At 67.9% G+C, this 23360-nt stretch carries 26 protein-coding genes; 21 read left to right on the top strand and 5 right to left on the bottom strand.

The window, feature by feature from the left end; translation table 11 throughout:
* Positions 1-47: 47 nt before the first annotated feature.
* From GAA2_RS14220 to GAA2_RS14145, 16 genes are all read left to right on the top strand, one after another.
* On the top strand, positions 48-386 hold the full coding sequence (locus GAA2_RS14220) for a P-II family nitrogen regulator (protein WP_004572306.1): 339 nt from the start codon (positions 48-50) through the stop codon (positions 384-386).
* Positions 387-394: 8 nt separating this feature from the next.
* Positions 395-3031, top strand: a complete 2637-nt coding sequence (locus GAA2_RS14215) for a [protein-PII] uridylyltransferase (RefSeq protein ID WP_024498386.1) — start codon at positions 395-397, stop codon at positions 3029-3031.
* 53 nt (positions 3032-3084) lie between these two features.
* Positions 3085-4647 (top strand): signal recognition particle protein, encoded by a 1563-nt coding sequence (gene ffh, locus GAA2_RS14210; RefSeq protein WP_024498387.1) that lies wholly within the window; start codon positions 3085-3087, stop codon positions 4645-4647.
* 17 nt (positions 4648-4664) lie between these two features.
* Positions 4665-5759 carry an amidohydrolase family protein gene (locus GAA2_RS14205; protein WP_024498388.1) on the top strand — a complete coding sequence of 365 codons (1095 nt, stop codon included), beginning with the start codon at positions 4665-4667 and terminating at the stop codon, positions 5757-5759.
* A 426-nt stretch (positions 5760-6185) separates the two neighbouring features.
* Positions 6186-6635 carry a 30S ribosomal protein S16 gene (gene rpsP, locus GAA2_RS14200; protein ID WP_006438177.1) on the top strand — a complete coding sequence of 150 codons (450 nt, stop codon included), beginning with the start codon at positions 6186-6188 and terminating at the stop codon, positions 6633-6635.
* Positions 6632-6874 (top strand): RNA-binding protein, encoded by a 243-nt coding sequence (locus GAA2_RS14195; RefSeq protein WP_006438176.1) that lies wholly within the window; start codon positions 6632-6634, stop codon positions 6872-6874. Before rpsP ends, GAA2_RS14195 begins: the two co-directional genes overlap by 4 nt.
* A gap of 27 nt (positions 6875-6901) precedes the next feature.
* Positions 6902-7435, top strand: a complete 534-nt coding sequence (gene rimM, locus GAA2_RS14190; protein ID WP_024498389.1) for a ribosome maturation factor RimM — start codon at positions 6902-6904, stop codon at positions 7433-7435.
* Positions 7435-8154: a tRNA (guanosine(37)-N1)-methyltransferase TrmD gene (trmD, locus tag GAA2_RS14185; RefSeq protein WP_024498390.1), complete on the top strand. Its 720-nt coding sequence runs from the start codon at positions 7435-7437 to the stop codon at positions 8152-8154. The genes rimM and trmD overlap by 1 nt, the downstream gene beginning before the upstream one ends.
* 36 nt (positions 8155-8190) lie before the next feature.
* Positions 8191-8529 (top strand): YbaB/EbfC family nucleoid-associated protein, encoded by a 339-nt coding sequence (locus GAA2_RS14180; protein ID WP_024498391.1) that lies wholly within the window; start codon positions 8191-8193, stop codon positions 8527-8529.
* On the top strand, positions 8526-8864 hold the full coding sequence (locus GAA2_RS14175; RefSeq protein WP_024498392.1) for a hypothetical protein: 339 nt from the start codon (positions 8526-8528) through the stop codon (positions 8862-8864). The genes GAA2_RS14180 and GAA2_RS14175 overlap by 4 nt, the downstream gene beginning before the upstream one ends.
* Complete coding sequence (locus GAA2_RS14170) at positions 8861-9877, top strand: hypothetical protein (protein ID WP_024498393.1); 1017 nt, start codon at positions 8861-8863, stop codon at positions 9875-9877. The genes GAA2_RS14175 and GAA2_RS14170 overlap by 4 nt, the downstream gene beginning before the upstream one ends.
* Before the next feature lie 155 nt (positions 9878-10032).
* Positions 10033-10374, top strand: a complete 342-nt coding sequence (gene rplS, locus GAA2_RS14165) for a 50S ribosomal protein L19 (protein ID WP_024498394.1) — start codon at positions 10033-10035, stop codon at positions 10372-10374.
* Between the two features lie 18 nt (positions 10375-10392).
* The gene (gene lepB, locus GAA2_RS14160; protein WP_024498395.1) at positions 10393-11247 is read left to right on the top strand and encodes a signal peptidase I; all 855 of its coding nucleotides are present in this window, start codon (positions 10393-10395) and stop codon (positions 11245-11247) included.
* Positions 11248-11269: 22 nt separating this feature from the next.
* Complete coding sequence (locus GAA2_RS14155; protein ID WP_006438169.1) at positions 11270-11956, top strand: ribonuclease HII; 687 nt, start codon at positions 11270-11272, stop codon at positions 11954-11956.
* Entirely contained in the window at positions 11953-12264 is a 312-nt protein-coding gene (locus tag GAA2_RS14150; protein ID WP_005198978.1) for a DUF2469 domain-containing protein, read from the top strand. Before GAA2_RS14155 ends, GAA2_RS14150 begins: the two co-directional genes overlap by 4 nt.
* A gap of 111 nt (positions 12265-12375) precedes the next feature.
* Positions 12376-12798 (top strand): YraN family protein, encoded by a 423-nt coding sequence (locus GAA2_RS14145; RefSeq protein WP_024498396.1) that lies wholly within the window; start codon positions 12376-12378, stop codon positions 12796-12798.
* Here GAA2_RS14145 and GAA2_RS14140 read toward each other — a convergent pair.
* Positions 12789-14132 (bottom strand): DUF4185 domain-containing protein, encoded by a 1344-nt coding sequence (locus GAA2_RS14140; RefSeq protein ID WP_024498397.1) that lies wholly within the window; start codon positions 14130-14132, stop codon positions 12789-12791. The genes GAA2_RS14145 and GAA2_RS14140 overlap by 10 nt on opposite strands.
* Before the next feature lie 151 nt (positions 14133-14283).
* Between GAA2_RS14140 and GAA2_RS14135 the strand changes: the two genes are divergently transcribed.
* On the top strand, positions 14284-14952 hold the full coding sequence (locus GAA2_RS14135) for a GIY-YIG nuclease family protein (protein ID WP_232513101.1): 669 nt from the start codon (positions 14284-14286) through the stop codon (positions 14950-14952).
* Here the strand turns inward: GAA2_RS14135 and bluB are convergent.
* Positions 14942-15580, bottom strand: coding sequence for a 5,6-dimethylbenzimidazole synthase (bluB, locus tag GAA2_RS14130; protein WP_024498399.1), 639 nt, complete (start codon positions 15578-15580; stop codon positions 14942-14944). The genes GAA2_RS14135 and bluB overlap by 11 nt on opposite strands.
* A 29-nt stretch (positions 15581-15609) precedes the next feature.
* On the bottom strand, positions 15610-17202 hold the full coding sequence (locus GAA2_RS14125) for an HNH endonuclease signature motif containing protein (protein WP_232513102.1): 1593 nt from the start codon (positions 17200-17202) through the stop codon (positions 15610-15612).
* Between the two features lie 314 nt (positions 17203-17516).
* On the opposite strand from GAA2_RS14125, the gene GAA2_RS14120 reads away from it, so the two are divergent.
* Both GAA2_RS14120 and dprA read left to right on the top strand, forming a co-directional pair.
* A complete protein-coding gene (locus tag GAA2_RS14120; protein ID WP_258324108.1) occupies positions 17517-19067 on the top strand; it encodes a YifB family Mg chelatase-like AAA ATPase in 1551 nt (516 codons plus the stop codon).
* Positions 19064-20200: a DNA-processing protein DprA gene (dprA, locus tag GAA2_RS14115; protein WP_024498402.1), complete on the top strand. Its 1137-nt coding sequence runs from the start codon at positions 19064-19066 to the stop codon at positions 20198-20200. The genes GAA2_RS14120 and dprA overlap by 4 nt, the downstream gene beginning before the upstream one ends.
* 1 nt (position 20201) lies before the next feature.
* On the opposite strand, the gene GAA2_RS14110 is transcribed toward dprA, so the two are convergent.
* Positions 20202-20795, bottom strand: a complete 594-nt coding sequence (locus GAA2_RS14110; RefSeq protein ID WP_024498403.1) for a TetR/AcrR family transcriptional regulator — start codon at positions 20793-20795, stop codon at positions 20202-20204.
* 181 nt (positions 20796-20976) lie between these two features.
* Between GAA2_RS14110 and GAA2_RS14105 the strand changes: the two genes are divergently transcribed.
* Both GAA2_RS14105 and GAA2_RS14100 read left to right on the top strand, forming a co-directional pair.
* Positions 20977-21843: a siderophore-interacting protein gene (locus GAA2_RS14105; RefSeq protein WP_024498404.1), complete on the top strand. Its 867-nt coding sequence runs from the start codon at positions 20977-20979 to the stop codon at positions 21841-21843.
* Positions 21844-21924: 81 nt separating this feature from the next.
* Positions 21925-22809 (top strand): tyrosine recombinase XerC, encoded by an 885-nt coding sequence (locus tag GAA2_RS14100; RefSeq protein ID WP_051349599.1) that lies wholly within the window; start codon positions 21925-21927, stop codon positions 22807-22809.
* Here the strand turns inward: GAA2_RS14100 and GAA2_RS14095 are convergent, their stop codons facing one another.
* Entirely contained in the window at positions 22810-23337 is a 528-nt protein-coding gene (locus tag GAA2_RS14095; RefSeq protein ID WP_024498406.1) for a M23 family metallopeptidase, read from the bottom strand.
* Positions 23338-23360: the final 23 nt, after the last annotated feature.

Genomic DNA, 23360 nt, shown 5'->3' with positions numbered 1-23360 from the left:
TCGAGTCCAATCGCTACTACGCTGACACCCGTGGAGAGGGATAACTAATGAAGCTGATCACTGCAATCGTCAAACCGTTCACGCTCGAGGACGTCAAGGCCGGTCTGGAGCAGGCGGGCATCCTGGGTATGACCGTCAGCGAGGTCCAGGGTTACGGACGCCAGAAGGGCCACACCGAGGTCTACCGCGGGGCCGAGTACTCGGTCGACTTCGTGCCGAAGGTCCGCGTCGAGGTCGTCGTGGACGATGCGGCCGTGGACAAGGTCGTCGACGTCATCGTCGAGGCCGCCCGTACCGGCAAGATCGGTGACGGCAAGGTGTGGGTCTCGCCGGTCGAATCGGTCGTGCGTGTCCGCACCGGCGAGCGCGGCGGCGACGCTCTGTAAGTGAGCTCGTGCCCTTTCTGAACCCCAAGCGCGGCCCCGCGTCCGACGACCAGTCGGGCGCGGGGCCGCACCGTTCAACCCCCGAGACCGAGGAGGCTCCCGTAGCCGCGACCGATCTGGCCAAGACCCGCCGGCAGCTCACCGAGTCGAGCCGGAACGGGAAACTCGACGCACCGGCGTTGCGCCAGGTGCTCGTCGACCTGCACGAGTTCTGGCTGACCAGCAAGGGCGCCGAACTCGGCATCAAACCCCACAGCGGATTCGCGATCGTCGCGGTCGGCGGACTGGGACGCGGCGAACTGCTGCCGTACTCCGACCTCGATCTGATCCTGCTGCACGACGACATGCCCCTCGAGCGGGTGTCCGACGTCGCCGACGGACTCTGGTATCCGTTGTGGGACGCGAACATCCCGCTCGATCACAGTGTCCGGACCGTTCCGCAGGCGCTGCAGGTCGCCGCTGAGGACGTCACCGCAGCCCTCGGATTGCTCGAGGCCCGCCACATCGCGGGTGACGAGGATCTGTCGAATCTGCTGATCGGTGGTGTGCGCCAGCAGTGGCGCAACGACATCCGTCATCGGTTCCCCGATGTGGTCGCCCACGCTCAGGATCGCTGGCGCCGTGCCGGCGACATCGCGCATCGCGCCGAACCCGACCTGAAGAACGGTCGGGGAGGGTTGCGCGATGTACAGCTCCTCGGTGCTCTGGCGATCGCCCAGCTCACCCACGGGATGGCCGGTCTGCGGCCGGATTCGCCGGGCGCCGGACCGCAGGTCGCCTACGCGCGGCTCCTCGATATCCGGACCGAACTGCACCGCATCGCGGGCCGTCCGCGCGAACAGGTGCGCGCGCAGGACGCCGACGAGATCGGGGCCGCCCTGCGAATCGGGGACCGGTTCGATCTGGCGCGTGTCATCAGTGACTCGGCCCGCACGATCAGCTATTCCATCGACGTCGGTTTGCGGACCGCGGGCAACGCACTCCCGAGGCGCGGCCTGGCCAAGTTGCGCCGGTCCCCGCTGCGCCGCCCGCTCGACGAGGGCGTGGTCGAGCACAGCGGTGAGATCGTCTTGGCGCGCAACGCTATTCCCAGCAAGGACCCGGGACTCATCCTCCGGGTCGCGGCCGCGTCGGCGAGGACGGGTCTGCCGATCAGCGCGTCGACCCTGAGCCGGCTGGCCGACTACGCACCCGAACTGCGGGAACCGTGGCCGGCGGAGGCGTTGAGCGACCTGTTGGTCCTGCTCAGCTCGGGTCATCACATGGTGGATCCGATCGAGGCGCTCGACCGCACCGGACTCTGGGGCCGGCTGCTGCCGGAATGGGGTGCGGTGCGCGACCTTCCGCCGCGCGACGCGATCCACACCTGGACCGTCGACCGTCACCTCGTGGAGACCGCGGCGTATGCGAGTTCGATGACGACGCGGGTGTCGCGGCCCGATCTTCTCGTTCTCGGGGCGCTCATCCACGATCTCGGCAAGGGACGCGGGGCCGACCACAGCATCGTCGGCGCCGAACTCGCCGTCCAGATCGGCAACCGGTTCGGCCTGTGGCCGCAGGACGTGACGACCCTGTCCGACATGGTGCGGCACCACCTGTTGCTGCCGCAGGTCGCGACGCGTCGCGATCTCGACGACCCGGCGACCGCCGACTTCGTCGCCACCGCACTGGGTCACAATCGCGTCCTGCTGGAACTCCTTGCGGCACTGGCCGAAGCGGATTCGCTGGCGACCGGCCCGGGCGTGTGGGGCGAATGGAAGGCCTCACTGATCGGTGAACTCGTCCGGCGCTCGATGAGCCACATCGACGGCATCCCGCCGTCGGTACCCGAACCGCTGACACTCGAGCAGCTGGCGATCGCCGCCGAGGGGGACTACGCGGTTCGGCTCGTGCGCGCCGACGGTCCGCACACCTACGACGTCACGATGGTCGCGCCGGATCAGCCCGGATTGCTGTCGAAGATGGCCGGAGTGCTCGCGCTCGGCGGGCTGCGTTCACACAAGGCCTGCGCGCAGAGCCACGACGGCAAGGCCGTCAACTCCTTCATCGTCGTGCCGATGTTCGGCAGTCCGCCGGACGCAGGTCTGCTGCGCCAGCAGCTCATCGCCTCGGTCAACGGCAAACTCGATGTGCTCGCGCGTCTCGATGCGCGGGAACGGGAGTCGCCGATACCCACCATCGGCTCGGTCAGCACCCCGCCGGGGGCGATGGTGACTCTCGGGGCGAGCGCCGGCAGCACCGACCCCGACGTCGACGGTGCCGGTCACCCCAAGAACGCGGTACCCGCCCTGTTCGCGGTTGCGCCGCCGCGGGTGACCTGGCTCGACACCCCCGAACCCGACGCCACCGACGGGACGGTGCTGCTCGAGGTCCGGTCGGACGACCGGATCGGGCTGCTGAGCCGGGTGAGCGCGGTCCTGGAGAAGCACGGCGCCGACATCCGCTGGGCGAAGGTCTCCACCCTCGGCGCGACCGTCGTCGACATCTTCAGCCTGCGGTTGGCCGAGGACACCGAGGAGATGCGTGCGACGCTCACCGACGCGATCATCGCGGTGTGCCCGCCGCCGCAGCCCAAGCGGGACGAGGACGGTGACGGGCCGCAGCCCTCCGGCGGCACCGGCCGGTCGGGGGTGCCGATCTCCTAGATGTGAGGTCCCAGCCCCCGAGGTTCCCCGACCCACATGGAAGGATGGGACCCATGTTCGATTCCCTCTCCGACCGGTTGACCGGTGCCCTGAAGGACCTGCGTGGCAAGGGGCGGCTCTCCGACGCCGACATCGACCGCACCTGCCGCGAGATCCGGCTCGCCCTGCTCGAGGCCGACGTCTCGCTGCCGGTGGTTCGCGCCTTCATCGCGCGGATCAAGGAACGGGCGAAGGGCGCCGAGGTCTCCGCGGCGCTGAACCCGGCCCAGACGGTCGTCAAGATCGTCAACGAGGAGCTCATCGGCATCCTCGGCGGCGAGACCCGTCGGGTGCGCTTCGCCAAGAACCCGCCCACGGTCATCATGCTGGCGGGTCTGCAGGGCGCCGGTAAGACGACCCTCGCCGGCAAGCTGGGCAACTGGCTCAAGCAGCAGGGCCACACGCCGCTGTTGGTGGCCTGTGACCTCCAGCGTCCGGGCGCCGTCTCGCAGCTGCAGATCGTCGGCGAGCGGGCCGGCGTCCAGGTCTTCGCGCCCCACCCGGGCACCAGCGTCGGCGGTGAGGGAACACTCGGCGTCACCTCCGGTGACCCGGTCTCCGTCGCGCGCGCCGGTGTGGAGGAGGCGAAGAACAAGCACTACGACGTCGTCGTCATCGACACCGCGGGCCGCCTCGGTATCGACGCCGAGCTGATGAAGCAGGCTTCCGACATCCGTGACGCGACCGCGCCCGACGAGGTGCTGTTCGTCGTCGACGCGATGATCGGTCAGGACGCGGTCACGACCGCCGAGGCCTTCGCCGACGGCGTCGGCTTCACCGGTGTGGTGCTCACCAAGCTCGACGGCGACGCCCGCGGCGGTGCCGCCCTGTCGGTGCGCGAGGTCACCGGTCAGCCGATCATGTTCGCGTCCTCCGGTGAGAAGCTCGAGGACTTCGACGTCTTCCACCCCGACCGCATGGCCAGCCGGATCCTCGGCATGGGCGACGTGCTCAGCCTCATCGAGCAGGCCGAACAGCACTGGGACGCCCAGCAGGCCGAGGCCGCCGCGGCCAAGATCACCCAGGGTGACCTGACCCTCGAGGACTTCCTCGACCAGATGCTGATGATCCGCAAGATGGGGCCCATCGGCAACATCCTCGGCATGCTCCCCGGCGCCGGCCAGATGAAGGACGTGCTGAGCCAGGTCGACGACAAGCAACTCGACCGGGTCCAGGCGATCATCCGCGGCATGACCCCCGCCGAGCGGGAGAACCCGAAGATCATCAACGCCTCCCGCCGGCTGCGTATCGCCAACGGTTCCGGCGTCACCGTCAGCGAGGTCAACCAGCTGGTCGACCGATTCTTCGAGGCCCGCAAGATGATGGCCCAGATGTCCGGTCGCATGGGCATGGGCGGGATGAACCGGAAGTCCAACCGCAAGGGCAAGAAGGGCAAGAAGGGCAAGGGGCGCGGTCCCACTCCGCCGAAGGTGCGCGGTGGTTTCCCGGGGATGCCGGGCGGCATGCCCGCCGGGTTCCCGGACCTGTCCAACATGCCCGCCGGACTCGACCAGCTGCCGCCGGGACTCGAGGGCATCGACGTCTCGCAGTTCCAGCAGCCCAAGAAGAAGAAATAGCGATGAGTAGCCCGGCAATGGATGGCCCAGCACCGGATGGCACCGCCCGCCACTATCGGGGCACCGATCCGCTCACCGGCGAACCGATCGAGTTCTGGGTCTCCGGTGAGACCATCAGCCACACACCCGTCGCAGATGCCGAGACCGCTGTCGACGACGGCTGGATTCTGCCGGGACTCGTCGACGCCCACAACCACGTCGGCATCGCGCCGGGGCTCGGCGTCGACATCGAGCAAGCCCGTGGTTACGCGTACGCCGACGCCCGGGCCGGGACGCTCCTGATCCGTGAGGTCGGGTCACCGCTGGACACCCATCCGCTCGACGACGACCCCGCCTGTCCGCGGTTCATCCGCTCGGGTAAACACATCGCCCGCCCGAAACGCTATCTGCGTGACTACGGCGTCGACCTCGACGATCCCGACGAGCTGGCGGCCGAGGTGGCGCGACAGGCGGAGGCCGGTGACGGCTGGGTGAAGATCGTGGGGGACTGGATCGATCGCGAGGTCGGCGACCTCGCGCCGCTGTGGACGCGGGACCAGATCGACGCCGCGGTCGCCGTCGCGCACGAACACGGGGCCCGGATCACCGCACACGTCTTCGGGACCGACGCCCTCGTCGACCTCATCGGAGCCGGTGTCGACTGCATCGAACACGGCACCGGACTCACCGCCGACTTGATCGATCAGCTCGTCGAACGCTCGATCGCATTGGTACCCACCATGATCCAGGTGGAGAACTTCCCCGGGATCGCCGACGGCGCCGAGCGCTTCCCGACCTACGCGGCGCATATGCGGCAGTTGCACGCCGACGCCCCGAAGGTCTTCGAATCCGCGCGCGAGGCAGGCGTGGCGATCTTCGCGGGCACCGATGCCGGCGGCTTCGTCGAGCACGGCCGCATCGTCGACGAGATCGAGGCGCTGTCGAAGGTGGGACTGGGGAACGCCGGCGCCATCGCGGCCGCGTCCGTGCAACCCCGCCGCTGGCTCGGCGCAGACCTTCTCGGTGACGGCGACCGCGCCGATTTCGTGGTCTACGGCGAGAACCCGTGCGAAGACCTGGGCGTCCTGCGCCATCCGGTAGCAGTGGTGTCGTCGGGTCGCCACCTCGTGTGAGCAACGCCACAAGGTGGACTCTGGTTGCAGTTACCTACTGACACGTAAGGTAGCAACCGCGTTGCAGAGGTTCGTGTGGGGACGAACCGATCAGCTCAATGCAGACCCTGCCGAAACCGGGGGTGAGGACGGGGTTTCGGCAGGAGTCGCGCAAGCCTGGGGAACCGATTCTTCGGTAGGCGAGTGGCGTTGGCGACGTACGGCATGTGGTTGTTCTCGCGGGGTGGACAACCACATGCCGGATCTCCGTCCGGGGCTACATGCCGGATTTCTTTTCACAGCCGCTGTTCTGGCAGAATGGCTCGACGGTTCGTCGGATACGGTCACGGCCGCCCGACGGTCACACCGAAACAGACGCAAAACCGGGTCCACCATTCCGGGTGGGTCGCAGAATTGCGCAGTGACCACACGAAAGTAGAAGTAGACATGGCTGTCAAGATCAAGCTCACGCGACTCGGCAAGATCCGCAACCCGCAGTACCGCATCGTCGTCGCCGACGCTCGGACCCGCCGCAACGGCCGGGTGATCGAGACCATCGGCAAGTACCACCCGAAGGAAGAGCCCTCGCTGATCGAGGTCGATTCCGAGCGCGCACAGTACTGGCTGGGCGTCGGCGCGCAGCCGACCGAGCCCGTGGCCGCGATCCTCAAGGTGACCGGTGACTGGCAGAAGTTCAAGGGCCTGCCGGGCACCGAGGGCACCCTGAAGACCGCCGAGGCCAAGCCCTCGAAGCTCGACCTGTTCAACGCCGCTCTCGCAGCTGCCGACAACGAGCCGGTCGCCGCGGCCACCACCCCGAAGAAGAAGGCCGCCAAGAAGGACGAGGCCCCGGCAGAGGCTGCCGCCGAGGCTCCCGCCGCCGAGGGTGACGCGTGAGCGCAGTCGTCGCCGACGCGGTCGAGCATCTCGTCCGCGGAATCGTCTCGAACCCGGACGACGTCCGGGTCGACCTCGTCACCGGTCGTCGCGGCCGGCTCGTCGAGGTCCACGTGAACCCCGAGGATCTCGGTAAGGTCATCGGCCGCAACGGTCGTACCGCCACCGCCCTGCGCACCCTCGTCTCCGGTATCGGCGGACGCGGCATGCGCGTCGACATCGTCGACACCGACCGCTGACGGTCACGTCGTAGGACGAAACGCATCGTGGATCTCGTCGTCGGGCGCGTGGTGAAATCGCACGGCATTCGTGGCGAACTCGTCGTCGATGTCCGTACCGACAACCCCGACCTGCGTTTCGCTCGCGGTTCGGTGCTGCGCGGCCGACTGCCGCGCGGTGGCGGCGAACGTGACTTCACCGTGACAGCCGCCCGGGAACACTCCGGGCGGCTGTTGGTGTCTCTCGACGGCGTCGCGAGCCGGGATGCGGCCGATGCCCTGCGCGGCACGTTGTTCCTCATCGACTCCTCGCTGGTCGAACCGTCCGACGATCCGGACGAGTTCTACGACCACGAACTCGAGGGCGTCCCCGTCCAGCTCACCGACGGGACCGAGGTGGGCGTCGTCGAGTCGGTGTTGCACATGCCCGGCGGTGAGCTGCTCGCGGTGCGCACCCCCGACAAGCGTGAGGTCCTGATCCCGTTCGTGCGGGAGATCGTGCCGACGGTGACCCGCGAACTGATCGTCATCGACCCGCCCGAGGGTCTTCTCGACCCGGACTCGGCCGACGGCGCGCAGTGATGCGCCTCGACATCGTCTCGATCTTCCCCGAGTATCTCGATCCCCTTCGGGTTGCCCTGCTGGGCAAGGCGATCGACGCCGGACGCATCAGCGTCGACGTCCACGATCTGCGGAACTGGACGCATGACGTGCACCGCAGCGTCGACGACTCGCCGTACGGCGGCGGGCCCGGCATGGTCATGAAGCCCGAGGTCTGGGGTCCGTGTCTCGACGACGTCTGCCCCGACGACGCGCTCCTCGTCGTCCCCACCCCGGCCGGTGTGCCGTTCACCCAGGCGACCGCACAGCGGTGGAGCGCCGAGAAACATCTCGTCTTCGCCTGCGGTCGCTACGAGGGCATCGATCAGCGTGTCTTCGACGACGCGGCCCGCCGGGTGCGTGTCGAAGAGGTGTCTCTCGGCGACTTCGTCCTCATCGGCGGCGAGGTCGCGGTGATGGCGATGATCGAGGCGACCGTCCGGCTGATCGACGGCGTCCTCGGGAATCCTCGTTCGCACCAGGAGGATTCGTTCTCCGACGGGCTCCTCGAAGGGCCGAGTTACACGCGTCCGGTGAGCTGGCGCGGGCTCGACGTCCCGCCGGTCCTCCTCTCCGGCGACCATGCGAAGGTCGCGCAGTGGCGACACGAGCAGGCGCTCGAGCGGACCCGCGCCCGTCGACCCGACCTGCTCGCCGACCCTGTGAAACCAGCCGGTGACCGCGGGCCGGATTCCGGCTAGGATTCGGCACGACTCGAGTCGCACGGTGGGAGGGCTATGCAGGGCTATGAGGCCATGGTCGACGAACTCGACCGTCAGCGTGCCGAACTCGCGCGGACCCGTGCGGCGTTGTCGGAGCTGACCTCCCGAGCCATCAGCCGGGACCGCCTCGTCGCGGTCACCGTCAACGCGCGCGGGCTCGCTGTCGACATCTCCATCGATCCCACCGCCCTGCGTCGCTACCGTGCCGATCAGCTGTCCGAGCTCCTCACCACCCTCATCGCCGAAGCGGATCGTGCGCTCAGTTCGCGGCGTGGTGAACTCCTCGCTGCCGCAACGGTTTCCGGGGTGGACTACGCCGACGCGCGCCTCGAGCCAGAACGGACGTCCGGATGACCTCTGGTGGCCGCTCCCGCAACCGGGTCGCCGCCGACGTGGGCACCGCGGCGGACCTGTCCGCGCGTCTGGCCAATGCCGAGACACGGTTGGGCACGGTGCATTCCGAACTCGTCGAACTGCTCGCCGACATCGACTGCGCGGTCGGGGTCGGGGAGGGGGCGGTGGCATTTCGTCGGGGTTTCGGGCCCCCGAGCGCCGAAACGGGTGACCTCCTGCGGTCCGTGATCGTGCGTCTCGCCGAGCACCGGCAGGCCCTCACACGCGGCGTCGAATCGCTCGCCGAGGCCGATGCGGATGCCGCCGGCGCCGTCGAATCCGGTGACACGCGATGAACTCCTCGGCGAGACGGATCGCGGATGAACTCGCGCCGGGTGTGTGGCCTGGCGCGGATCCGGTGTCGCTGCGCGAGGCCGCGCGGCGGGCGCGGGCCCTGGCCGAGTCCGTGGAGCGGGTGACCGACGTGGTCGTCTCGGCGACCGCCGCCTACGCCTCGCCGGCCATCGGTGGCGTGGCCGTGGAGGGGGAGTTCGGCGACGCCCTCGTCGACCGGCTGGCCCAGATCACCGGTGCCGGTCCGCAGTCGTTGCCGCACGTCGCCGGCCGGCTCCGCGTCATGGCCGCGTCGCTGGAGACCTTCGCCGACGTCGTTGTCGAGACCGAACAGCAGATGACGACCATCGCCCTCGTCGCCGACCGTGACCGGAGTCGGGCCGAGGTCTTCGCCGAGGTCGGTGACGACTCGTGGCGGGTGAGTGCGTCGAGTGCGGGCCGTCTGGCCCTGACGGCCGCCGGTGACGACTACACCCAACGGTCGGAGGAGGCGGGGCAATCCGCCGGCGGAGCCCCGCCCGCGGCGACCAGCGGGATGATGCCGTTCGCCCCGATGGGTGCGCTGGGCGGTGCGGGAGCCCTCGGTGCCGGATTGGGGGCCGCCGGACTGGGCGCGACGATCGGCGCCGCCGGGTCGCGAACCGACCGGGACACCACCGGCGGAGATCTGACCTGGCTCCGCCGGCGCGCCGAGAACCTGCAGGCGAGCGTGCCGCCGGCCATCGCCGGGTGGTTCCGCACCGCGGTGGGGGTCGGTGTGGGGGCGCGTGGACGCCGGGTGGTGGTCGTGGGGACCAACGATCCGCAGCCGTACCAGCGCGCGGGACTCGAGCTCGCCGACGACGAGGCCCTGACCGCGAACGGCCGGGCACCCGAACTCGCGATCGTCGAACACATGACCGCCTCGGGGATCACTCCCACCGCGATCGCCGCGGCGACCCCGATGGAGTCGGCCACACTCTCGGCTCTCCGGGCCGCAGACATCGTCGCGGTGGGGCCCGGTTCACGCCCCTGACCGGCGATTTCGTCTGACCGGGGTCTCTCTGGCACAATAGTCGGGTTGCCTGTCCCGCTGACGGGCACCGACGACTCGGAGTACGAACCGGTTCGAAGCCCGACGGCCCGCCAGGTTCCTCTGCTCAACGTTCACGCCAGACAAGGACCCAACCAATGAACACGCTCGACTTCCTCGACCAGCAGTCCCTCCGCGACGATGTCCCGGACTTCGGCCCCGGCGACACCCTCGACGTCCACGTGAAGGTCATCGAGGGCAGCAAGGAACGCGTCCAGGTGTTCAAGGGTGTCGTCATCCGTCGCCAGGGTGGCGGCGTCCGCGAGACCTTCACCGTTCGCAAGGTGTCCTTCGGCGTCGGCGTTGAGCGCACCTTCCCCGTGCACAGCCCGAACATCGCCAAGATCGACGTCCTCACCCGCGGTGACGTCCGGCGCGCCAAGCTCTACTACCTGCGTGATCTGCGTGGCAAGGCCGCAAAGATCAAGGAAAAGCGCTGACGCGTCTACCCTGACGAGGTGGCCGACACACAGCGACCCAGCGACGATCGCGACCTTGACACCGACGGCGACGACGGTGCGAAGCGTCCCTGGCGGTTGAAGTCCGATCCGGACGAGACCGAGGACGGCAAGCGCAAGTCGGGATCCGGCTCGCTCTTGCGCGAGGTCGTGATCATCGTGGGGTGCGTCCTGCTCCTCACCTGGCTGCTGCAGACCTTCATCGGACGGCAGTACGTCATCCCGTCGGAGTCGATGGAGTCGACTCTGATCGGCTGCGACGGGTGCACCAACGATCGCATCGTCATCGACAAGATGGTCTACCGCTTCGGTGACCCCCAGCCCGGTGACGTCGTCGTCTTCAAGGGACCGTCCGAGTCCTGGAACGGGTCGTGGGTGTCCCCGCGATCGACGAACCCGGTCATGCACAAGGCGCAGGATGCGTTGTCGTGGTTCGGTTTCGCCCCGCCCGACGAGAACAACCTCGTCAAGCGGGTGATCGCGACCGGCGGGCAGACCGTCGAGTGCCGCAACGACGAAGGTGTCGGTGTGAAGGTCGACGGCAAGCCGCTGCGCGAGCCGTACATCAACATGGAGCTGCAGCGCGAGACCGTCGCCGCATTCGGTCCCGGTGTCGCCGGCCCGGGTGAATCGGTCCCGCCGTGCCTCGGCCCAGACTTCGGCCCGATCAAGGTGCCCGAGGGCAACGTGTGGGTGATGGGCGACAACCGCCTCAACTCGCAGGACTCGCGTTACCACGTCGAGGACCAGTTCCAGGGCACCGTGCCCACCAGTGACATCCGCGGCAAGGTCCGAGCCATCATCTATCCCTTCTCCCGGATCGGTGGTGTCGGTTCGATCAATCCCCAGCAATGATCATGTGGGGACTGCACACACCATGAGTCGATGGCCACCGCGCTCACCCGTCCGTCGTGCGGCGGGACTGCGGACTTTCGAATTCGCGCTCTACCGGCAGGGCCTCGGCCCGGTCGCGGGCGTCGACGAGGCCGGTCGCGGTGCGTGCGCCGGCCCGCTGGTGGTGGCGGCGTGCGTGCTGAAGCCGACGCAGTTGGCCTCGCTCGCCGAACTCGACGACTCCAAGCGGCTGACCGAGAAAACCCGGGAAACGCTGTACCGATCGGTGACCAGGTATGCCGACGCATGGAGTGCGGTCGTCATCGACGCCGCCGAGATCGATCGGATCGGCATCCACGTCGCGAACATCGAGGGCATGCGCCGAGCAGTCGCAGCGCTCGACGTGACGCCCGGATATGTGCTGTCCGACGGTTTCGTCGTCCCCGGGCTGACCGCGCCGTCGCTGCCGGTGATCGGTGGGGACGGGGCCGCGGCCTGCATCGCCGCCGCGAGCATCATCGCGAAGGTGACGCGGGATCGGATCATGGTCGCGATGGACTCCGACCTCCCCGGTTACGACTTCGCGATCCACAAAGGCTATAGCACGCCACTTCACATGTCCCGCATCGATGCGGCGGGACCGTCACCACAACACCGCATGTCGTACCGGAACGTCGCGGCACGAGTGGTCTCCAGCGCAAACGACAACAGGGATAGGCTTACAGGATGAGTGCTGAGGATCTCGAGAAGTACGAAACCGAGATGGAACTCTCTCTGTACCGCGAGTACAAGGACATTGTCGGGCAGTTCACCTACGTGGTGGAGACGGAGCGGCGCTTCTACCTTGCCAACGCGGTCGAGATGATTCCCCGCAACACCGATGGTGAGGTGTACTTCGAGCTACGGATGAGCGACGCCTGGGTCTGGGACATGTACCGGCCGGCGCGCTTCGTCAAACAGGTTCGGGTGATCACGTTCAAGGACGTCAACATCGAGGAACTCGAGAAGCCGGAACTGCGGCTTCCCGACGAACCCTGAACTCTTCTCGGGTGAGCACCTCAGTGTGCAGAACCCGATGGTTGTCCACAGATACGGCCGCGGCGGGAGCAGTCCCACCGCGGCCGTGCTGTGTTCGGCGAAGCTCAGGGCATGAGCGATCCCGTTCCGTCTGCCGGTCGTCCCGTCAATCGTCGCGCGCACGTCGGCAGGCTGGGGGAGGACATCGCCGCCGACTTCGTCGGATCACTGGGTTGGATTGTCCTGGAACGTAACTGGCGCAACCGATATGGCGAACTCGACCTCGTCGCCGTCGACCCGCACACTACGGACGGCGGGACGCTGGTGGTCGTCGAGGTCAAGACCCGTGCGAGCCGGACCTTCGACGATCCCGTCATGGCGGTGACGCCGGACAAGCTCGCCCGGATGCGTCGGCTTGCGCGCACCTGGCTCGCCGGGCAGGAACGACGATGGCGTCAGATCCGGTTCGACGTCATCAGCGTGCAGCTCGACGGCTTCACCCCGGACGATCCCGCACGTGCCCGGGTGAGACATCACCGGGGCGTCTACGACTGAGTGGTCTGTAGCTTGCTGAGATCGGAGCGGATCAGCATGACGTTGTAGTCGCTCCAGCGTGAGGCGTTGAAGTACAGATCTTTACCCGTGCCCATCAGCGCAGGCGAGTTCGGCAGCATCATCGGTCCGTACACGACCGGGTTGCCGGGTGCCACGATGGTGCGCGGGCCGCTCCAGGGGCCTTCCGGATGGTCGGCGGTGCGAAGCCGAATGCCGTTGTCCCCGTCGAGCATGACGTATTTCTTGAGGTACGGGCTCCACGAGACCGACAGTTCGCTGACGGGTTGGCGGGCGACGACACCTTCGGTGTCGTGGATGTCGCTGATGCTGTCCACCCAACCGATCCGCTCGCCCGACCAGTACTCGTACTTGCCGAGGTCGAGGATGTCCTCGGGTTTGAATCGCGCCAGGAATGCGGCGCCGAAACGGCCGTTGGGCGTGCCGAACTGGTAGATGTAGTCCGCTTCATCGGAGCCGGGCCGGCCGCGCATGTACGCGTTCTGCTGGAACTTGCCGTTGTTGACGTCGACCGCGCGGAGGTTGCCGGGCAGGGCGAGGTCGATCGGCGCGTTGATGAGGATGGTGTCGGGGTCGCTGGTCCAGGTTTGACCGTTGTTGTCGGAGTAGGCGATGCCCGAGTAGTTGGTGACCCAGTTGCCCGGCGAACCCCACGACCGTACCGACATGTAGTTGATGTACTGGCGGAAGCCGTCGCCGCGGGGGAGCGAGATCGCCGCGGTCGGGATCGTGGTGACCTCGATGTTGGAGATGCCCAGCGACGGGATGAGTTCCTGGGCGAAGTTCGGCCGATCTCCGATCACGGTGCCCGAGTTGATGTCTCCCGCCACTCCGTTCGGCACCTTCAGCCCGTCGGCCAGGTCGTTGTCGTTCGAGCGCAAGAGGACATTGTGCCGCCACTCTTGTCTCGGGGCGTTGCAGTTGCCGAAGGTGTCGCCGAAGGCCATGAGGGTCTGGCCGCGACCGTTGTCCCAGGCGATGCCCAGATCTGTGCCGCCGATGCCGAAGCGGTCGTAGGTGTCGTTCTTGCTGTACGGGCCGGTCACCCAGCCCACGCTGCGGGAGATGGACCCGACGTAGGGGATGAGCGGTCGCTGAGGTCCCGGGTTGGGGACGTTGGAGCCGGAACCCGAGCCGGAGTCCGAGCCCAATGAGCCCGACGAGCCGAATCCGAGGAAGCTCGAACCGTTTCCGGAATTGCCGCACGGCGCGGCCTGGGCGATGCCGGTACCGGCGGTCAGGACGATCGCGGTGGTACCGATTGCGAAGGCTCCCGCCAGCGCCAGTCGGACACCTTTGGTGAAACGGCTGGGCACGCAGACCTCCGTGTGACAGGTGTTTCTGAAGTTATTGACGTGACTATTGTTACTGGAGTTGGGTCACAGCAGTGGTCGACCTGGGTCACGATCTGGTCTCGGGTACATCCGGCGGTGCCTTGAGCCGTAGTGGCGCTGCTACACGGGACGAGTGAGCGACAGACGTGGCGTCGACGGGGACGATGGCTTGGGCCGTCTGGAGGAGTTCCTGCGCGGTGCGCGTCATGCGCGCGGCCAAGTGCTTGCGGGTGACGTTCCGCAGCGGGCAGGGATTTATGCGTGGTGGTTTCGTGATCTGCCCTCGGATCGGATTGACCCTTCGGCATGTGTGAAGCGCGATGGTCTCACCCTGCTGTACGTCGGGATCAGCCCCAATAAACCTACGACGTCCGGACGATCCCGACGTAGTCAGAACCTTCGCAAGCGTCTGCGCAATCACTACCGTGGGCGGGCCTCGACCTCGACACTACGTCTCAGTCTCGGTGTCTTGTTGGCGGAACAACTGGGAATCGAACTGCGCCGGTACGGGAATGCCGGTAAGCGGCACTTCGGTTCAGGTGAATGGGACCTCGATCGATGGATGGATACCAACACCGTGGTGTCGTGGATCGAGTCCGATGAGCCGTGGCTACTCGAGGATGTGTTCGTCTCCCACCTCGACGTGCCGCTGAATCTCCAGGGAAACTCGCGCAACAAGTTCTACGGCGAACTAAGGGCACTGCGGTCACGTGCCGCGAAACGCGCCGACGAACTGCCGGCGCTTCCGAATCGCGGTCGGCACCACGATCCTGGCGCCGGGGCGGTTCCGCCTAGCGGATGAGATGCCGCTTCTCCGACTCGGTGCGCGACTGCCAGCCGACGCGTTCGAGTTCGGGGATGTCGTTCTCGTGTTCGGGATATCCGACGCAGAGGTAGGCGACCAGTTTCCACGTGGCCGGAACCGCGAGTGCTTCGGTCACTGCGTGGGGTTCGAGAATGGACACCCAACCGATGCCGACGCCGCGGGCCCGGGCCGCCAACCACATCGTGGTGATGGCCGTGACGACCGAGTACTCGAGCGTCTCCGGCACGGTCTGGCGACCGAGGCCGTGGCCCTGCTCGGCGTCGGGCGCGCAGAAGACGGCGAGATGGACTGGTGCGTCGTCGAGGCCGGCGAGCTTCAGTGACGAATACAGGTGTGCGCGTTCGCCGGTGTAACCGTTGAGTGCCTCGGCGTTGCATCGGATGAAGCTGTCGCGCACGGTCTCTCGCACCGACGTTGTCCGGACCTCGACCCATCGCCACGGCTGACTGTTGCCGACCGACGGAGAGAGCTCCGCGGCCTCGAGGATCTCGGGGAGGAGGTGTGGTTCGAGGGGTTCGCGGCTGAATCGACGGACGTCGCGTCGCCAGCGGAAGAGTCGGTTCAGGTCGCCGACGAACGCCTTGTCGAAAGTTCCGTCACTCATCGGTTGTCGAGCCTAGCGTGGGTGACCGATCAGAACGGTGCGGGGCCATCCTCGACCTGCCGACGTTCGCGTTCGCGTTTGTTGCGGGCACGTTCGGCTCGCCGCCGGGCGTGTTTCGCGGCGGTTCGATCGGTCGGCGGCGGCGCGTCGTCGCCGGTGATGACCCGGGGTTTCGGTGGGGCTTGGGCAGGTTGTTCGAACCGGATACGCCGGAGGTTGGGGAAGAGGTCTTCCAGGGTTTCGGCGTCGCCGCGGATGCGGTAGCCCTCCGGGGTGATGTATTCGGTGACCAGGCGGCCGTCCTCGTCGCGGTACTGAACGTCGACCCAGTCGCCGAAGGTCTTGTGCAGGTGCCCGAACCGGCACTTCGCGTTGAGGTTCTCACTCGAGGTGAGACCGCCGCGGGTCGGGCGCTGACGGTCGAACTCGGTGACGTGGTCGAGGTCGCAGTCGAACGATGACTGCTCGCAGCCGGGTTCGGTGCAGTACCCGTCCCGGATACGGACGAAGTCCGCACACGCCGTGGTCGGGCGGTACGGATCCGACGGCTGGGAACCCGGGTAGATCACGACGACCTCCGACGACGGTTCTGCCTCCTCGTGCGTGGCGTTCGCCGCAGTCGTAGCGTCAGACGCTGTCGAATTCGGACGTGTCCGTTCATGTTTCGCGTCGTTGTCGTCGTTGTTCTCGGCGGCCACCTGCGTGGGTGGGGTGCGGACCGGGGTGACGGGCTTGATCGCGGCGTCGGGCCGGGTGGCGAGGTCGCGGACATGCTCACCGGAGATGACACCATGCCCATCGACCCAGCCGATCCCCGGAGCGCCGTTGAGAGTCGCCTGATCGGTGACGACGTGAATGACGACCTCGCTGCGCACCGCCGCGACCACTGCATCAGGTTCGGGAACCTCCGCGGTGCAGTCCTCGCGATCACATAGGCACTCGAACTCGGTGCCGGTCAGCAACGCGAACATGGCATCCGAGTTACGTTGACCTGCCGTGCGGCCGTCGTGTTTGCACACCGAATCGGCGAGCACGCGAACGGCTTTGGCCGCGATACGTACGTTCTCCGCAGCCATCACCCCGGTGAGCTCGGCGGTCCCGTCGTCGAGGGTGTGCGTATACATGCCACGGTTATCGAGCGCTTCTTTGCGGCGTTCGCGCACCAGGTCGGGATCGTGGCGGAAGACGAGGCGGTCGACCATGTCCCGTAGCCGGGCCCGCGTCCACGAGCCTTTCTTCGATCGCAGGGTGGCGGCGATCTCGGCATCGAGGGTCGGGGTGATCGAGGAGTCGTACGGTACGAGGGCGGTGCGGGACAGGATCACCTGCAACTGCCACCGGGTGGTGATCCCGTCGCGGAGTGTGTCGAGGACCTCGGGCAGCGATTCCCGCAGGCCGATGGCCTCGTCGACCAGGATTTCGGCTTGGCGCCGGGTGAGGGAGAGTTGCCGCGCCACTCGGATGACGCAATCAGTGTCGCCGCTGACGACGATCGCACCACCCAGCGTGCTACGCACCGCGATGCAGCGCTCGGCGATGGCGTTCACCGCTTCGTAGCGCCGCCAGTCCTCATGAGACTGGCGGCGTTTCGACTGCGCCAGCTCCTCCATCAACTCGTACATGCCGGCCTCGTACGGGTTGGCAGGATCGACCCCGGCGAAAGACTCGCCCGGTAGATCGACCCGATTCCCCGACACCCTGCCCCCAGAAGTGTTGCCGTGCCAGCCCGTCCGGCTGGATCACTTGCTGACTACCAATGTAGATCAGACCACCGACAAAATCTGATTCGTATCCACAGGGTCCGGCTGTCAGGTATTGCGCGACAGTCGAATCCGCCGGATTGATATCGCGTGCGACTTCGTTCCGTAGAAACCCAGGCCATAGTCCGGCCGCTGAACAACTCGACGTTCATCCACAGATCATCCGTCCGGCGGTGGTGACACGGTTCCGGACCGGGCTCCTCGACCACACTGTGCCCATGTTGGGGCAAACACAGGCGGTGGGGCTCAACGCCTTTGCGGCGCATGTCGTCGACGTACAGGCGAGTGTGGGGTCGGGGTTGCCGGGTTTCTCGGTGACGGGTAGCCCGGATGCGTCGGTGCGGGAGGCTCGGGACCGGGTGCGGGCGGCGATCAAGAACTCGGGGTTCACGTTTCCCGACCTGAAGGTGACGGTCGCGTTGTCGCCGGCCGACATGCCGAAGGTGGGTTCGGGATTTGATCTGTCGATGGCGGTGGCGATTCTGGCTGCGACAGAACAGGTGTCGTCGGAGAAGCTGGTGTCGACGATCTTCCTGGGTGAACTCGGTCTCGATGGGAACGTGCGGCCGATCCGGGGAGTGTTGCCGGCGGTGATCGCTGCGCGTCAAGCCGGTTATCGACGTGCGGTGGTGCCGATCGAGACGGTGGCGGAGGCGGCGCTGGTCGAGGGGATGGACGTCGGTGGCGCGTCGAGCCTCAAGGAGGTGGCGGCCTGGCTCGCGGGTGACCTCGTACTCGACAACTTCCACCGGACGACACCCACGAAGCCGCCGCCGATCCCGGACATGGCCGACGTGGTGGGTCAGCACGAGGCGCGGCATGCACTCGAGATAGCAGCGGCCGGAGCGCATCACGTCCTGATGACCGGATCGCCGGGCATCGGCAAGACCATGCTCGCGCGACGACTGCCGGGCATCCTCCCGCCGCTGGGTCTCGAGGATTCCCTGGAGGTGACGGCGATCCATTCGCTGGTCGGGGAGCTGTCAGCAGGGCGTCCGCTGATCACCGAGCCGCCGTTCGTCGCGCCACATCACAGTTCGTCGACGACGGCGCTCCTCGGTGGCGGAACCGGGTTCGCCCGTCCCGGTGCGGTCTCCAAGGCACACCGCGGAGTTCTGTTTCTCGACGAATGCGCCGAGATGAGCGTCAAAGTCCTGGAATCGCTGCGGGAACCGCTCGAAGACGGCGAGGTGCGAGTGCCGCGCCGAGACGGGGTCGCCGTCTATCCCGCGCGGTTCCAGCTCATCCTCGCGGCGAACCCGTGCCCGTGTGCACCCGCACACGACGTCGACTGCGTGTGCACCGCGGTCGTGCGACGCCGCTATCTCGGCAAGCTCTCCGGACCACTGTTGGACCGTGTCGACATCCGCGTCCGCATGGACCCGCCGGGAAATGCCGCGCTGATGAGTGGGGCGGGGGAGTCGAGCGCCGAGGTTCGCGCACGGGTCACCGCGGCGCGTGCGGCCGCGGTCGAGCGGTGGTCGGAATTCGGGTGGCGCACCAACGCCGAGGTACCGGGATCGGCCTTGCGGCAGAAGTTCCGGCTACCTCCCGACGTCCTCCGGCCCATCGAACTGTTTCTCCGCGACGGGCGGGTGACGGCACGCGGCGCCGACCGTGCGTTGCGCCTGGCCTGGACACTCAGCGATCTGCGCGGCACCGACGCTCCCGTCGAAGACGATGTCGCACAAGCACTTCTGTACCGAGACCGAGGAGCGACCTGGTGAGTGGCAAGTACCCGGCGGAGCTGTCGGCGTGGACCTACCTGGCGCGCGTGGCCGAACCGCCGTGTGCGGACGTGATCGCGCTCGTGGACGAGGTCGGTGCGGTCGAGGCGGCGTCGGCCATCCGCAGGCGCACGGTGCCCGACGGTCATGAACCGGTGCTGGCCACGACCGCGGCACGATGCGATTCCGACTGTGCGGCCGAGGACCTCGATGCCGCCGCCGCGATCGGGGCGCGGTTGGTGACCCGTTCCGATCCCGAATGGCCGGCGTGGTCGCTGCTCGCGTTGAGCCAGGCCGACACCGCCCCTCGCGGTGGTGAACCCCTGGCACTCTGGGTCCGCGGACCGGCCCGCCTCGACGATCTCGCCGCCGCCTCGATCGCCCTCATCGGCTCCCGCGCGGCGTCGTCCTACGGCGAACACGTCACGCAGATGCTGGCGTCGGGTCTCGTCGGTGAGGGATTCGCGGTGATCTCCGGTGGCGCCTTCGGCATCGACGGTGCCGCCCACCGCGCCGTCGTGGCCGCCGGCGGGGTGACCGCGGCCGTGATGGCCTGCGGGATAGACCGCGACTATCCGGCCGCGCATTCGGCGCTCCTGACCGAGATCGCCCGGACCGGCGCGGTCATCAGCGAGTATCCGCCGGGTACGACCGCGGCCAAACACCGCTTCCTGACCCGTAATCGGCTGGTCGCATCACTGTCCGGGGCAACCGTTGTCGTCGAAGCGGGCCGTCGGTCGGGTGCGGCGAACACCGCTGCGTGGGCGCGCAAGCTCGGCCGTCCGCTGGGCGCGGTCCCCGGACCGGTGACGTCGGCGACCTCGGTCGGCAGTCATCGGATGATCGCCGACGGATTGGCGGTTCTGGTGTCCGACGTCGCGTCGGCGGTGAACCTCGTCCGGCCCGACGGCGGGGGAGACATCGGCCGGGGGCGGGTGAAGCCAACCGATGGGCTCAGCGCCGATCAGTTGCGGGTACACGACGCGATCCCCGGTCGGGGTGGTGTCGGGATCGAGGAGATCGCCTTCGCGGCCGGGCTCGAGGTACCGGCCGTGCGGGCGGCTCTGGCGCGACTGGACATCGACGGGCTCGTGGAGAACGTCGGCGGTCAGTGGCGACTCGCCACCGGGTGACTCACTTCCGCGTGAGGATGTCGAGGAAGATGCGGAGGTCGTCGGGCGTCGCCTCGCCGAGGCGTCCGTGGGCGTGGACGAAGCCGATACCGGCGTAGAGCAGCGTGGTCGCGCGGGCATGGGCCTCGGCCTCGTCGAAGCCGAGTTCACGCATCGCCTGATGGGCGATCTGGAAGATCTGACCGTCCAGCTCCGAAATCGAGTCCGCGATCGACTCGTCGGTCTCGGCCCACCTGCGCATCGCGGCCTCCATGCGCCAACGCCGGGGGTCGGACATGAGCCGCGTCATGCCCTCGATCCGCTCGATCGGAGGGAGCTCCTCGAGCTCCGCGATCTGTGCCACGGCCGCTGCCTGAACCTTCTTGCAGTGGTCGGCGAGCTCGGACTTCATCGTCGCGATGTCGGTGAAATGCCAGTAGAAGCTGCCCTTGGTGACGCCGAGCCGGGCACTGAGGTGGGAGATCTTCAGATCGTCGATCCCGTCCTCGAGAAGGACCTCCACCGCCGCGTCGAGCCAGTCGTCGGCGCCGAGGCGCGATGCGCGCGTCGGAGCACCCTCTCGGGTCGGTTGGGGCTCCGCTGGGTGGTCCGGCATGGAATCGCCTCTGGTCGGGTCTCGCGACGTCGGATCTCAAGAACTGCAAACTCTCGGATCACATCGCTTGATCGTGAGAAAACCTTACAAGCGCGTACCGCGAGTTCGCCGGAATGAACCGAAACCATCGCTTAGGTAGACCTAAGTAAGAGGCGTAAGGTGGTCGCGACAAGGAGGTTCCATGGCCAAGCGCGTGAACACGATGACGGTGCTCCGACGGGAACAGATCAGCCCGCACTTCGTCCGCCTCTACCTGGGCGGAGAAGGGTTCGACGACTTCCAGGAGGCGGTCGGCGCACCCGGTGACGCCGACACCGACATGTACGTGAAGTTCGTCTTCGCGCCGGACGGGGTGACCTACCCGGAGCCCTTCGACCTCCAGGAACTGCGGACGACGCTGCCCCCCGAACAGCAACCCGTCCTGCGCACCTACACCGTTCGCCGTGTCGATCCCCAGGCCCGGGAGATCCTCGTCGATTTCGTCGTCCACGGCACCGAGGGCATCGCCGGCCCATGGGCCGCCTCGGTGGAGCCGGGCGAAACCGTCCGGTTCATCGGACCGGGCAGCGGGTATCGGCCGAAGTCCGACGCTCCGTGGCACCTGCTCGCCGCCGACGAGGCGGGACTGCCCGCCGTCGCCGCCGCACTCGAGGCGCTGCCGGCCGACGCGGTCGCCAAGGTGTTCATCGAGGTCGCCGGGCCGGACGACGAACTCGACCTCACCGCGCCCCCGGGCGCGGAGATCGTCTGGGTGCACCGCGGCGGACCGGCCGGGGAGGTCGACGACTCGGTCGCCGGCGACAACGCACCCCTCATCGCCGCGGTCCGCGAGGCGCAGTGGCTCGACGGCGAACCCCACGTCTTCATCCACGGCGAGGCCCAGGCCGTCATGCACAACCTGCGCAGCTACATCCGCAAGGAGCGCAAGGTGAGCGCGGGCAACGCCTCGATCTCCGGGTACTGGCGCCGCGGCCGCACGGAAGAGGGCTTCCGGAAATGGAAGGCCGAACTGCGCGCCGCCGAAGAGGGCGCCGGTGTCGGTCGGTAGAGCCGGCCGGTAGGCATCGATCCGGCCACGGCACCGCGTGTGGGGTTGCACCCGCTCCCGCCGCACGCTGTGCTGACGGACATGCTCGACGACTTCGCCGATCACCTGCGCCTGGAGAAAGGTCGCAGTGAACACACCATCCGCGCATACGTCGGTGGTGCACGGGCGCTGCTGTCGTTCGCCGGCGCCCGCGGAGTCGCCGCGGCGGACATCGACCTCGCCCTCCTGCGCGCCTGGCTGGCCGAACTGACACGCCGCGGAGCCGCCCGCACGACGATCGCGCGGCAGGTCTCCGCGGCGAAGACCTTCTGCACCTGGGCGGTTCGCGAGGGCATCATGGCCACCGATCCGTCGCAGCGACTCAAGGCTCCGAAAGCACATCGCACCCTGCCTGCGGTGCTCGCACCCGGACAGGCCGACGCCGCGATCGATGCGACCGCTCAGGACCGCGACCCCGGGGACCCGATCGCACTCCGAGATCGCCTGATCCTGGAGTTGTTGTACGCCAGTGGAATTCGTGTCGGAGAACTGTGCGGACTCGACGTCGACGACGTGGACACCGGGCGACGCATCCTGCGGGTGATCGGCAAGGGTGACAAAGAACGTGCCGTGCCCTACGGCGAACCGGCGGCCAAGGCCATCGACGACTGGCTGCGCCGCGGGCGTCCCGCGCTGGCCACCGCCACATCAGGAGCCGCGCTGCTCCTCGGGGCACGCGGCGGCCGGCTCGACCAGCGGATGGCACGGTCGGTCGTGTCCCAAGCGGTCGCGGCCGCCGGCGGCCCGGCGATGGGACCACACGGCCTCCGGCACAGCGCGGCGACACACCTCCTCGAAGGTGGAGCCGACCTACGCGTCGTGCAGGAACTGCTCGGGCACTCGTCGCTGGCGACGACGCAGATCTACACCCACGTGAGCGTCGAACGCCTGCGGGCGGTGCACCGCCAGGCACACCCCCGCGCCTGATCACGGTGGTGGCCCCGGCTTCAGCGGTTTGAGCCGGACCCGCACCGCTCCGAGGAGGCCCAGCGGGTTCAGGTACTCCGCATCGCGTCCGACGCCGCGTCGAGCGCCCCAGTGCAGGCACGCCGCCACCGGACAGCCCGGATGTCCGGCGACGAGCGTGCCGATCAGCTCGCCGCGAGACACATGGTCGCCCTCGTCGACGGCGGCCTCGACCGGTTCGTACGTCGTGATCACCCCGTCCGGATGCTGCACCGAGACGACCGGGCGTCCGGCGACCCGGCCCGCGAACCGCACGCGACCCGCTCCCGCCGCGGCGACCGGCACTCCGGGTGCGGCCGCGAGATCGACACCCCGGTGACCCCGTTGCCATCTCTTCTCCGGCGCATCGAAGCCGGTCACGACCGTCGGACGCGGAGACAGCGGGGCAGAATAGGGGCGCGGTGCGGCGGTACCGGCCTGCGGGGTCGGGCACAGGACGGCCAGCCACAACAACGCGGTGAGCACAAAGCGGGAACAAGCGGTCGGCACACCTCTTGGACGCAAGCGGCGCC

This window comes from Gordonia ajococcus (genome assembly GCF_012974285.1).
GTDB lineage: Bacteria > Actinomycetota > Actinomycetes > Mycobacteriales > Mycobacteriaceae > Gordonia > Gordonia amicalis.
Note: the sequence above shows the minus strand (reverse complement) of the source record. Positions and strands in the feature narration are given on the sequence as shown.